Raw genomic sequence first — 12421 nt, 5'->3', positions numbered from 1 at the left:
AGTTTCTAAATTTGTGGAGTTTGAGCAATGTCTCATCAATCAGACTTAATCAGCCAAGACATTCTGGCGTATTTAAAACAACATGAACAAAAAGACCTTTTGCGCTTTTTGACTTGTGGTAACGTAGATGATGGTAAAAGTACCTTAATTGGTCGTTTACTTTATGATTCAAAATTGATTTATGAAGATCAATTGCAAGCTGTAACACGTGACAGTAAGAAAGTGGGCACAACAGGTGATGCACCAGACTTGGCATTACTTGTAGATGGTTTGCAGGCTGAGCGTGAGCAGGGTATTACCATTGATGTTGCTTATCGCTATTTTTCGACTGAAAAACGTAAGTTTATTATTGCTGATACACCGGGCCATGAACAATACACTCGTAACATGGCAACAGGTGCATCGACTGCTGATCTTGCAATCATCCTAATCGATGCGCGCTATGGTGTACAAACTCAAACTCGTCGTCATACGTTTATTGCGAGTTTGCTTGGAATTAAAAATATTGTTGTTGCCATTAATAAAATGGACTTGGTTGAATATTCATCTGAACGTTTTAATGAAATTCAGGTTGAATATGATGCGTTCGTGAGCCAATTGGGTGATCGCCGTCCAGCCAATATTTTATTTGTTCCAATTTCTGCTTTAAATGGCGATAACGTTGTAAATCCATCAGCTCATACTCCTTGGTACAAGGGGCAAACCTTAATGAGTATTCTTGAGTCTGTGGAAATCAACCGCGAGTCAAGTAAACATGAATTCCGTTTCCCTGTTCAATATGTAAACCGTCCAAATCTCGACTTCCGTGGCTTTGCGGGTACAGTTGCATTAGGTGAAATTAAAGTTGGTGACGAGATTGTGGCGTTGCCTTCTGGTAAGCGTTCTACAGTTAAGGAAATTGTTACTTTTGACGGTAACCTTGAGCAGGCAGTTGCGGGTCAGGCAGTCACCTTAACGTTAAATGATGAAATTGATATTAGTCGCGGTAATGTCTTAGTACGTGCAGGCGAGCAACCATTAATTTCAAGAAGTGTTCGTGCTTCAGTGGTATGGATGAATGAACACCCACTTGTAAAAGGTAAGTTGTACAATATTAAGATTGGTACACAAACTGTTCCAGCAAAAGTAACTAATATTAACTATCGTGTAAATGTGAATACGCTCGAACACACTCAAGTAGAAGAGCTTGAGTTAAATGCGATTGCAGATGTTGTGGTTGAGTTTGATGCTCCAGTCGTGTTTGACCGTTATCAAGATTCACGTTACACAGGTTCATTTATTTTTATTGACCGTTTAAGTAACGTAACTGTTGGCGCGGGCATGGTAGAAGCCGCGGTAGAGTGGACGGCTCATAGTAATCCTGTTACTGCTGAAGATCGTGCTGCTCGTTTAGGTCAAAAACCTGCTGTTATTGGTGTTTCTGCACAGTTAATTGAAAAAGCTCAAGCTTTAGAAAGTTTGCTGATTCAGCAAGGTGTAGTTGCGATCGCGAAAACAAGCTTAACAGCTGAGCAATTGGTTCTATTACGTGAGACGGGTGTTGTCATTATCACAACTTCTGTGGATGGTATAGATACAGAGGTAACTGCTGAAACGATTGAAGAAGCAGTAGAGAAAATTGTGGAATTAGTTCGTCTTTAATAGATTGAAAATAAGTTCTAAAAACCCGCGTAAGCGGGTTTTTTTATTGAGTTTAGAAAATATTTTGAGTTTTTAAAGTTAAATATTCCCTTACATCTTTGGGATAGCTCTGAATCATCTTTAAAAATATATCTCGATCACCTTGATATAAGGCGCGTGTTGCTTCCTCGTAATTTGGCATATTGCCTAACATAGCAGACATAAAGCGGTCGATAGCTTGTTTGGCTAGCATAATATTGCCTTCAGAATTTGGGTTATTTAACTCTTTATCAATTAACTTGCGAATCACTGCTGATGCACTCGCGCTTTGCTGATCTAACCAATCCCAATGTTTTTTCTGTAAAGTGATTTCACGTGAAATTACTCCAAGTTTAGGTCGTCCAACTTTTTTAATTTCTTCCGGTTCAGCATAACGTTGTTGAAGTTCTTGTTCTGAACCAGAAAGATCAAGATCAATTTGTTGACCTGTTTGATCATTAAAAATCAGAATATTTTCTGTTGTTTTAGGAAGAGCTTTTAGTTTCTTTGCAAGTTCAACAAGGGAGTCACTCGCAATAAGCGTGCTTCCAGTGAAAGCAGTATAGGTGATTTTAGTATTCATTTTAGCCGCATATTTTTATCAGGGTAAAATAATATTATCAGGGTAAAATTAATTTGGCAAATGGTAAAATCATAACCAAAGAATTAACGGATTTTATGAGTGTAGTCTCTGAGATTAGGACTAAAAAAATAGTCAAGATAATATGCTATTAAAAATTTTACTCTGCTTTAGTATCGCTTTTATGAGAGAATACGCCTTTAGTTGTATGTATAGAGACTCCTATGTTTGAGCAATCTCCTGAATCTTTAAGCGATATCGAAATTTTAGACATTTTACAGTCGATGAAAAAAGATAAGCTAGATACGGAAGCCAATGAGATCATCCGTAACGGGGGAAAAGCAGGACGTCAGGAAGCACATAAGCAGGCTTTGGTGGCACTAAATACAAATTTTGAAGAGAAGTTTGTAGAGGCAGTTACTCTTGGACTAGGTTTAAATGCAGCTCAAGCTAAAAAAATTCGCTATAAAAAAGATCGAATTCGTATTTTAAAAGCGCGTGATATTGATTATCTTGCTGTTGATGGCGCAGAGACAGCGCAAGTTTTGGCACAAATTTCACAAGCAATTGTTCGAGAAGATGCAATAGTTACTCATGATTTGCATAATATTTTCCCATTTTGGAAAGAAGGCTTTCCAATGGTACAATTTGATAATGCTTATAAAATTTTACAAGAAGATATTAGCTTGCACTTTCATGCGTTCTTAGATGCCATGATTGAGTATGTAAATAAATAAAAAATAAAAGCCCCGATAGGGGCTTTTATTTTTATAGTAGAGCAGAATTACATCGTACTAAAAAGTGGGAAAACACCAATCACTAAAGCTGTACCCATCAATACCATACAAGTAATAAATGCCCACTTAAAAGTGAACTTTTGATGGTCTGCAAAGTCGACTTTAGCAAGACCACATAACAAGTAGGTTGATGGAACGAGAGGTGATAACAAATGCACTGGCTGACCTACAATTGATGCACGAGCAATCGCTTCTGGGCTAATACCATAATGTGAGGCTGCTTCAGCAAGAATTGGCAATACACCATAGAAGAATGCATCATTTGACATAAAGAACGTCAATGGCATGCTCACCAGAGCAGTAATTGGCGCTAGATATGGCCCCATACTTGTAGGGATCATTGCAACAAATTCTTTAGACATGGCTTCAACCATGCCTGTACCAGATAAAATACCTGTAAAAATACCTGCCGCAAAAATTAAACCTACAACAGCCAAGATACTGTCTGCGTGCATAGCGATACGCTTTTTCTGCATATCAACATCAGGGTAGTTGATGAGCATTGCAATACAGAACGCCAGCATGAATAACACTGACATCGGTAAAATACCTTTAATCAATGCAATCATAAGAAGAATGGTGAGTACCATATTTACTTTACGTAAATGTGGACGAGTTGCTTCTGGGTCTTTTGAAACTGTAATGTTGTCACCATGGTGACTTTCAAGCTCAATCACGCCTAAACGTTTTTGCTCATAGCGACCATATAAATATGCCAAGAAGAATAACCAGCCAATACTAATCACCATCGGAAGAATCATTGGTACAAAGATATGGCTTGGGTCAACTTGGAGCGCACTTGCTGCACGGGCAGTAGGACCACCCCATGGGGTCAGATTCATTACACCACTACATAACAACATAAGTGCTGTCATGATCAGTGTATTCATACCGAGGCGTTGATAAAGAGGGAGCATGGCTGCCACACAGATCATGTAAGTGGTTGAGCCATCGCCATCAAGAGAGACTAATGTAGTTAAAAAAACGGTCCCTAATGTAATTTTTAGGGGGTCACCTTTAACTTTTTTCAAAATCCATTTAACCGGAGGATCGAAAAGACCTGCATCGATCATTAAGGCAAAATATAAAATTGCAAATAATAGCATTACGCCAGTAGGCGCAAGTTTTTTGATGCCATCTAGCATCATTTCACTGAGACCTTTAAGCTCAATATGGCTCAAGCTTTCAAAGTAGTGACCAAGGCCCCAGGCAATAAGAGAAAAAATAAATGGGATGAGAATTAAAGCAATAATAGGGCTTAAACGTTTGGACATGATTAAATACATGAAGCATAAAATCATGCCAACACCAAGTAATGTCAGCATACAATCAATCCTTTGCCTTTAGTTTTACTGAACAAGTTTATTCAAAAACTCTGACCTCGATTATTCTTATGAATTTTTAATAAAAAGACAAATAATATATTTAGTTTATTTGGTTAATATATATTCACTTGGAAAGGTATATTTTGAAGAAATACTGAACATATATAATAATGGTATAGTCTATTTATAATGTATAGTGCTTATTATATATACTTATAAAACCTTTATCATGTTTGAAATTATCATGTATTTTTAAAAATTATATTCTATTTAAATACTGAAATGAGAAGTATACCCATTTACAAAGCTTCTACTCCCTACGTTACATAACGAAAGTGAATCTGTAAATCTTTTATGTGCAAAATTTTATTTTAATTCAATTTAATTTTTTTATTTTAATGAATGAGTTAATTTATATATTTGAAATTGTGATTAGGATAATTAATTAAACTTTTAATATAAAAAATTTTAAAATAATAATTATCTAAAAGGAAAAAATTATTTATCAAAAAAATATCCTGCATTTGCAGGATATTTTGCACCAAAATAAATCAATTTTCATCAGGTGGAGATGGTAAATCATTTTTTTCTAATACACGTGTTACTAATAGCTGATCAATTTTAAAATGGTCTACATCAACAACTTCAAATTTATAACCACCAAATTCAACAAAGTCGGCTGGACGTGGGATTTTGCGCAAACGGTACATCATGAAACCAGCTAATGTTTCATAATTCTCTTCATCAGGTAGTTCATCCATTTCAAGCGCATGCTTAAGATCTTCAATAGGTGTACTACCATCAATCAGCCAAGAATTATTATCACGTTTAATAATTTGCTGTTCTTCTTCCATAGGGGTAACCCAATCCCCCATAACAGTAATCATGATATCGCTTAGCGTAATTACCCCAACGACAAGCGCATACTCATTAATTACAACAGCAAACTTTTCTTTTGTTGAGCGGAAGCGATCGAGTAATTCTGATAGTGTTAAAGTATCAGGTATCATTAGAACCGTACGAATAGTCGATTCATTGAGCTGGGTTAAAGATTGGTTGTTTAAAATACGTACAAGAATATCCTTAGCATCTACATAGCCAATCACTTGATCAATATTTTCGTTACAAACCAGAAATTTGGAATAAGGATATTCTGCCAGTTTTTGGCGAATGCTATCTTCATGTTCGTTAAGCGTAAAATAAACAACATTTTCACGCGTTGTCATACTTGATGGAACGGTACGTTCTTCAAGCTCAAATACGTTTTCAATAAAGTGATGTTCTTGTTTTTGTAGTACACCTGCTTGAGCACCTGCATCCATCACTGCTGAAATATCATCAAAAGTAATATTGTCTTCGCGTGTGGTATTTACTTTAAACAAGCGGAATAGCAAATTGGCAATTGCATTAATTCCCCATGCTAGAGGCTTACAGATTTTGATAAAAATCTGAATAGGGTTAATTACACTAATTGCAATTTTTTCAGGTGCGATCATTGCCAAGCGTTTTGGCATTAAATCGGCGAATAAAATAAACAAAGAAGTTACCAATGTGAAAGATAGGGCAAATCCAATAGTTTGCGTCCAAGGTCCTTCATAGAAACGGTCAACTAAGTTCACAAAAAAAGGACGAAACGCAGCTTCACCCAATATACCGCCTAAGATTGCAACAGCATTTAAGCCAATTTGGGACGCTGCAAAAAAGTCTGCAGATTGTTCTTGTAAATCAAGTACTTTTTGAGCACGTTCTTCGCCAGCTTCGGCTAAAATCTTTAACTTTACTTTTCTGGCACCAGCTAGAGCAATTTCAGTTAAAGATAAAAAGCCTGCTGCGATGATGAGCAGTACGATGATAATGATATTTTGAAAGAGACTCACAAATCACCCGAGGATCATCATTATTATGACTATGTTTTAACACAAAAAAGCGCTGAGGTAATCAGATTGATTGCTCAGCGCTTAAAGATAATGTTTGAAAGAGACAATTAAATTAAAACTTATTTAATAGTGGGAAAATTGTGAATTATTGGTTAGGAATTCACGATTTTCCTCTTCGATCATTTGGCGAGCAACAAATAGAATGAGTTGGCGTAACCAGCGATGAGCTGGGTGATGGTGCAATAATGGACACCAAGCCATTTTAAGTTCAAACTCAGGAATGTAAAACGGTGGATCTTTAATAACTAATTTTGGATTTTGTGCTTGTAAACGTGCCATTCGAGTTGGAAGAGTGGCAATCAAGTCAACATTTTGAGCAAGTAATGCCGGCATCTGATAGTGACGCGTAAATACAGAAATTTTGCGGCGTTGACCAATACGTTCTAATGCTTGATCAATCCAGCCCAAGCCACCTTGTTTATCTGGGTTTACCCCAAAGCCAACACCCATACCTGTTTTAGATACCCAAATATGTTGAGCATCTAAATAGCTTTTTAGATTTAAATGAGTCACAGCAGGGTGTTTGTCATTTAAAATACAGCTGAAGCTATCACGCCAAACCAAAACTTGGTGGAAGCTTTGCGGGATTTCATTGAAGCGGTTAATGGCTAGATCAACTTTACCCTGTTCCATGTCTCTATATGACACATCACTTGGAGTAAGAAAATCGAGTACAACGTTCGGTGCTTCTGAGCGGAGGGCTTTAACAAGACGAGGGACTAGGGTGGCTTCTGCATAGTCAGAAGTCATAATACGGAAAACGCGATTACTGGTATAAGGGCGGAATTCGGTACGCGGTTCCAAAATCATTGAAAGGTCAGAAAGAGCATCACGAATACGCGGTTGTAATTCAAGTGCACGTTCTGTCGGTGTCATCCCTTCAGATGAGCGAATCAGGAGAGGGTCATTAAATAAATTACGCAAACGGCGTAAAATATTACTCATGGCAGGCTGAGTAACACCAAGCTGTTCGGCTGCGCGAGTAACGTTTTTTTCACGAAGAAGAACATCAAGATATATTAATAGATTAAGATCTACCCGCTCCAGATTCATAAAAAAAATACCGAAAATAAAACCCTAAAATTGTTTCAAATTATGCCATATTTAAAGAACATTGTGTGAAAAAATGATGAGAAAAACGACATTTTTTGTTGAAATTAAGTATGAGCAAAAAGTATCTCAAATGCTGGATTCTATTATCGTTGATCTATTTTTATTTTTATAATTATTGAACAAAAATATTTTCTTAATATTTAGTACTGTTCTAGCATGCTGATTGACATTTTGCATTGGCAAAATTCGCCTAATTTACAATTGACTTTTTATATTAAAAATGAATGGAAAATTTTCAAAAACTGTATAAAAATAAAGCTTGGAGTGTTTTTTAATCAAAATTCTATACTCCTTTAGGATTATTTTGTTTTTATAAACAAAGTGTTATGTTTTTTAGTTTTACTTATAATATCGATTTATTGGTATATTTTTTAAATAAATACTGAAGATTAACGAAGGATATTGGATTAATTGATTGGCTAAGTCTAAGCTGTGTACATGAAGAAGCAGCTGGTGTCATAGGGAATTTTCATAACATGACTCTAGGCTTCGATCGATGAAATCCTAAAATGAATACAGGACAATATCATGACTACATATCAAACAGCGATTGATGCAGTACGTGAATTAAAAGCAAAATTCGGCAACACTTGGGCAGACATTAGCCCAGAAGATGCTGCTCGTATGCAACTTCAAAACCGTTTCAAAACAGGTTTAGATATTGCTAAGTATACAGCTGCGATTATGCGTCGTGATATGGCTGAATACGATGCTGATTCAAGCAAATATACTCAATCATTAGGTTGCTGGCATGGTTTCATCGCTCAACAAAAAATGATTGCTAACAAAAAGTATTTCGGTACGACAAGCAAACGTTATATCTACCTTTCTGGTTGGATGGTTGCTGCTCTTCGTTCAGAATTTGGTCCACTTCCTGACCAATCTATGCACGAGAAAACTTCAGTACCTGCTTTGATCGAAGAAATCTACACTTTCTTACGTCAAGCTGATGCAAAAGAATTAAATGACTTGTTCCGTGCTTTAAATAAAGCAAAAGAAGCTGGTGATTCTGCGAAAGTAGCTGAAATCACAGCTCAAATTGACAACTTCGAAACTCATGTTGTGCCAATTATTGCAGACATCGATGCTGGTTTCGGTAACGAAGAAGCAACTTACTTACTTGCTAAGAAGATGATCGAAGCTGGTGCTTGTGCACTTCAAATCGAAAACCAAGTATCTGATGCAAAACAATGTGGTCACCAAGCTGGTAAAGTAACTGTTCCACATGAAGACTTCATCGCTAAGATCCATGCACTTCGTTATGCATTCTTAGAAATGGGTGTTGAAGACGGTGTTATCGTTGCTCGTACTGACTCTGAAGGCGCTGACTTAACTCAGAAGATCCCTGTAGTTAAAGAGCCAGGCGATATCGCATCTAAATATATTAGCTACTTAGATACTCAAGAAATTGATATCTCAGAAGCTCAAGAAGATGAGATCTTAATTAAACGTGATGGTAAATTACATCGTCCAACTCGTTTAGCTTCTGGTCTATACCAATTCCGTGAAGGCACTCAGATTGACCGTGTTGTACTTGACTGTATCACTAGCCTTCAAAACGGTGCTGACTTACTTTGGATCGAAACTCCGACTCCAAACGTACAAGAAATTGCACACATGGTTAACCGTGTAAAAGAAGTAGTTCCGAATGCGAAGCTTGTTTATAACAACAGCCCATCATTCAACTGGACTTTAAACTTCCGTCAACAAGCGTACGATCGTTGGGTTGCAGAAGGTAAAGATGTATCTGCTTACGACCGTGCTAAATTAATGAGCGCTGAGTACGACAATACTGAATTAGCTGCTGAAGCTGATGAAAAAATCCGTACTTTCCAAGCAGATGCTGCGCGTGAAGCTGGTGTGTTCCATCACTTGATCACACTTCCTACATACCACACTGCTGCTCTTTCTACTCATGAATTAGCACAAGGTTACTTCGGTGACCAAGGTATGTTAGCTTATGTTGCTGGCGTACAACGTAAAGAAATCCGTGGCGGTATCGCATGTGTGAAACACCAAGCAATGGCTGGTTCTGACATCGGTGATGACCACAAAGAAATCTTCGCTGGTGAAAATGCACTTAAAGCTGGTGACGATGCTAAAAACACAATGAACCAATTCTCAGCTCACTAAGAATTGACTTCATAAAAAACCCGCTCATTTGAGCGGGTTTTTTATTTATATTGAAAAATAGATTAATCTTCTTTTTTCAAAACATAATGTTCAGCTAAAGAACCTTCAACTTTTTTACCTTCCATATCTAAAGCGGTCGCGGTATTTTCACCAATAAAGAATTTACGGTTTTGAGCTTTATCATCTAAGGTAATAACAGAAGTATTGTCTTTATCGAAAGTAAACTTACCATGGGTTTCAAATGGGTTTGCATCACCTTTACCAAGATAGGTTTCTGTTAGCTCATAAGTTTTATCATCTTTTAATTCTAATTCAGTTTTGATGCCTTCACAGTCTGCGCAAGGAAGCGTACCTTTATATTTACCATCCCAATCTAAAGAATTCTCGGCTGTATGTGCTGTATCTACCGCTTCATTATTATTTGATTGAGCAGTTTGTACAGGAGTAGATGCATCAGAGGTTGTTTCTGTTTTATTTTCATGTTTATTACATGCGACAAGAAGAGTACTCATAAGTGCAATTGCTAATAATGATTTTTTCATAATGAATAAAACCTCAAAAAAATAAATATAAAGTACTGACAGGCTAGGAAAAAAGAAACGAAAATAAAAGCTCTAGTATGTAGCTTAATTTTAACAAAAGGTAAAGTGAGTGAAAATTGCACAGATTGGTACTATGTTTTTTATATTTTAGTTGAGAATTAAAAGTATCCACTAAACTGATTTAATGAATACTTTTAAGTATTTATGGTTGGGCAGAAACCCCACCTAAAGAATCGCACGCTGCTTTATAAAGTTGGTATTGCTGTTCTACGACTTCATCTAAGGGCATTGCAAATAATTCTTCACCATTTTTATAGCTTTCTACATAAGAGGTCGCTTTTTCCTTACTCACCGCTAAAGATTGCTGGTAATAAGAATTGATTGAACTTGTAGAAATTTCACTTGTTTCAATATTTTTACATTGAAAGTTATTTAAAATTTTTTCTGCACGTTTGACCTCACTTGATTGGCCAAAAATACACCCAGTTAAAAATACAAACGGTACTAACACGAAAAAGATTTTCATGGGAAAAATTTATAAGAGCGAGGATGGGCGCTATTGTATAAATAATTCCATGCTTTACTGTGGTTTTATGTTAGACATTGATGATTTTTTGACTCATTAAAATAAAAAAATTGTTTCTAAGTTTGTAATAACCACTTTTTGCTTTTGGTGCATATTTTGCTTATCAAAAAAGCCATTATCAAAAATGAGCCAAAATGAATCGAATTCAACAAACTTTTCAGACTTCTTCAGCACCATTTTGGTATGCCCAGTTAGAACTGGGGTTTTGTTATGAAAACTCGCGCACCATAATGAGTCACAGAAAGCATTATGGCCCCGTTCGGGTGCAAAAAATGCTCTGGCCCGAAAAAACTGGGGTTTGTCATGCCATTATTGTTCATCCACCTGCTGGAATTGCAGGCGGTGATCATCTTACTTTTCAAATTGAAACAGAAGGGCAGGCACATGCTGTAATTACCACACCGGGAGCGGGTAAGTGGTATAGAACAAATGGAAAACAGGCTTTCCAGCATATTTATTTGAATGTAAAAGATGATTCTATTTTAGAGTGGATGCCGCAAGAAACAATGCTTTTTGACGGTGCTTTAGCCCACTCTGAAACAGATATCCATCTTGAACAAACAGCAAGTTTTATTGGATGGGATATGTTGGTCTTGGGGCGGCAGGCTCGGGCTGAGAATTTTGTTCAGGGAAGCTATCACAACCAGTTTAAATTATGGCGCAAGAACAAGTTATTAGTTGCCGATACTTTATATTTTGAAGGGGGAGATCGCTGGTTAAGCTCGTGTTTAGGAATGAATAATCAGGCGGTGATGGCCAGCTTTTGGGCCGTGCCCCCTGAAAAATTCCGTTCTTCATTTTATTTAGAGCAACATATTGAACTCATCCGTGAACTCATTATGCGTATGGATGTTCCCGTGACGTTGACCTTATTAGAAGATGTACTGTGTGCGCGTTTTTTAGGAAATGATGTACGACAATGTCATGACGCTTTCGCAGCTATACGGGCTAAATTAAGACGTTATTGGTTTGATTTAGATGAAGAATTTCCAAGAATTTGGAAAACTTAAGTTACGTTAAATTGCGTATTTTAAAAACGATTAAAACCGGTATGCTGCTTTTGAGCACGCATTTTGCTTAAAGAAAATTAGATGCTATTTAGGAAAGAGATATGGAACTCAATCCAACAGAAAAAGATAAGTTACTCATTTTTACTGCAGGCTTAGTGGCTGAGCGTCGTAAAGCACGAGGCTTAAAGTTGAACTATCCGGAAGCTGTTGCATTTATTTCTGCAGCCTTACTTGAAGGTGCACGGGATGGTATGACGGTGAGTGAACTTATGCACTTTGGAACGACTTTATTAAAGCGTGAAGATGTCATGGATGGCGTACCGGAAATGATTGCTGAGGTACAGGTTGAAGCAACTTTTCCTGATGGTTCGAAATTAGTCACTGTTCATCAGCCCATTGTATAAAAAGGAATACTTATGATTCCCGGTGAAGTTATTACTCTAGAAACTGACATTGAATTAAATGTTGGACGAGAAACTTTAAAAGTTGTGGTGGCTAATCTTGGCGACAGGCCTATTCAGGTCGGTTCGCATTTCCATTTTTATGAAGCAAACGATGCCTTACAGTTTGATCGTGAGGCAGTCAAAGGTTTTCGGTTAAATATTGCAGCAGGCACAGCAATACGTTTTGAACCAGGACAAAGTCGAGAAGTAGAGCTTGTTGCTTTAGCTGGTAAGCGAGAAGTATATGGTTTTGCTGGTCGGGTAATGGGCAAGCTGGATTAAAGATAACAACAATA

12 protein-coding genes are annotated in these 12421 nt (G+C 37.0%); 6 read left to right on the top strand and 6 right to left on the bottom strand.

Annotation, left to right across the window (positions count from 1 at the left end; translation table 11 throughout):
• Positions 1-27 precede the first annotated feature (27 nt).
• Complete coding sequence (gene cysN / locus G9371_RS08340) at positions 28-1641, top strand: sulfate adenylyltransferase subunit CysN (protein ID WP_000019502.1); 1614 nt, start codon at positions 28-30, stop codon at positions 1639-1641.
• A gap of 52 nt (positions 1642-1693) precedes the next feature.
• Here cysN and G9371_RS08335 read toward each other — a convergent pair whose 3' ends face one another.
• Positions 1694-2242, bottom strand: a complete 549-nt coding sequence (locus G9371_RS08335) for a DUF2239 family protein (RefSeq protein WP_001092989.1) — start codon at positions 2240-2242, stop codon at positions 1694-1696.
• Positions 2243-2463: 221 nt separating this feature from the next.
• Between G9371_RS08335 and G9371_RS08330 the strand changes: the two genes are divergently transcribed.
• Positions 2464-2976: a hypothetical protein gene (locus G9371_RS08330; protein WP_029423928.1), complete on the top strand. Its 513-nt coding sequence runs from the start codon at positions 2464-2466 to the stop codon at positions 2974-2976.
• 47 nt (positions 2977-3023) lie between these two features.
• Here the strand turns inward: G9371_RS08330 and G9371_RS08325 are convergent, their stop codons facing one another.
• The 3 genes from G9371_RS08325 to G9371_RS08315 form a co-directional block, all read right to left on the bottom strand.
• A complete protein-coding gene (locus G9371_RS08325; protein WP_000956799.1) occupies positions 3024-4361 on the bottom strand; it encodes a CitMHS family transporter in 1338 nt (445 codons plus the stop codon).
• Positions 4362-4912: 551 nt separating this feature from the next.
• Complete coding sequence (locus G9371_RS08320) at positions 4913-6238, bottom strand: hemolysin family protein (RefSeq protein ID WP_000051871.1); 1326 nt, start codon at positions 6236-6238, stop codon at positions 4913-4915.
• Positions 6239-6361: 123 nt separating this feature from the next.
• On the bottom strand, positions 6362-7351 hold the full coding sequence (locus tag G9371_RS08315) for a LysR family transcriptional regulator (protein ID WP_001047619.1): 990 nt from the start codon (positions 7349-7351) through the stop codon (positions 6362-6364).
• 588 nt (positions 7352-7939) lie between these two features.
• On the opposite strand from G9371_RS08315, the gene G9371_RS08310 reads away from it, so the two are divergent.
• A complete protein-coding gene (locus tag G9371_RS08310) occupies positions 7940-9544 on the top strand; it encodes an isocitrate lyase (RefSeq protein ID WP_000214787.1) in 1605 nt (534 codons plus the stop codon).
• A gap of 62 nt (positions 9545-9606) precedes the next feature.
• Here G9371_RS08310 and G9371_RS08305 read toward each other — a convergent pair whose 3' ends face one another.
• Together G9371_RS08305 and G9371_RS08300 are read right to left on the bottom strand one after the other, a co-directional pair.
• Entirely contained in the window at positions 9607-10086 is a 480-nt protein-coding gene (locus tag G9371_RS08305; RefSeq protein ID WP_000749178.1) for a copper resistance protein NlpE, read from the bottom strand.
• Positions 10087-10288: 202 nt separating this feature from the next.
• Positions 10289-10612, bottom strand: coding sequence for a hypothetical protein (locus tag G9371_RS08300; RefSeq protein WP_029423927.1), 324 nt, complete (start codon positions 10610-10612; stop codon positions 10289-10291).
• Between the two features lie 194 nt (positions 10613-10806).
• On the opposite strand from G9371_RS08300, the gene G9371_RS08295 reads away from it, so the two are divergent.
• The 3 genes from G9371_RS08295 to G9371_RS08285 all read left to right on the top strand — a co-directional run bounded on the left by G9371_RS08295 (position 10807) and on the right by G9371_RS08285 (position 12407).
• Positions 10807-11682, top strand: a complete 876-nt coding sequence (locus G9371_RS08295) for an urease accessory protein UreD (protein WP_005111787.1) — start codon at positions 10807-10809, stop codon at positions 11680-11682.
• 101 nt (positions 11683-11783) lie between these two features.
• Positions 11784-12086 (top strand): urease subunit gamma, encoded by a 303-nt coding sequence (gene ureA, locus G9371_RS08290; protein ID WP_000422460.1) that lies wholly within the window; start codon positions 11784-11786, stop codon positions 12084-12086.
• 12 nt (positions 12087-12098) lie between these two features.
• A complete protein-coding gene (locus tag G9371_RS08285) occupies positions 12099-12407 on the top strand; it encodes an urease subunit beta (RefSeq protein WP_165471264.1) in 309 nt (102 codons plus the stop codon).
• The last annotated feature ends 14 nt before the right edge of the window (positions 12408-12421 follow it).

This window comes from Acinetobacter sp. EKM10A, from assembly GCF_011075215.1.
Taxonomy (GTDB): Bacteria; Pseudomonadota; Gammaproteobacteria; order Pseudomonadales; family Moraxellaceae; genus Acinetobacter; species Acinetobacter baumannii.
The sequence above is the reverse complement of the archived record's forward strand: the minus strand, read 5'-3'. Positions and strand labels throughout refer to the sequence as shown.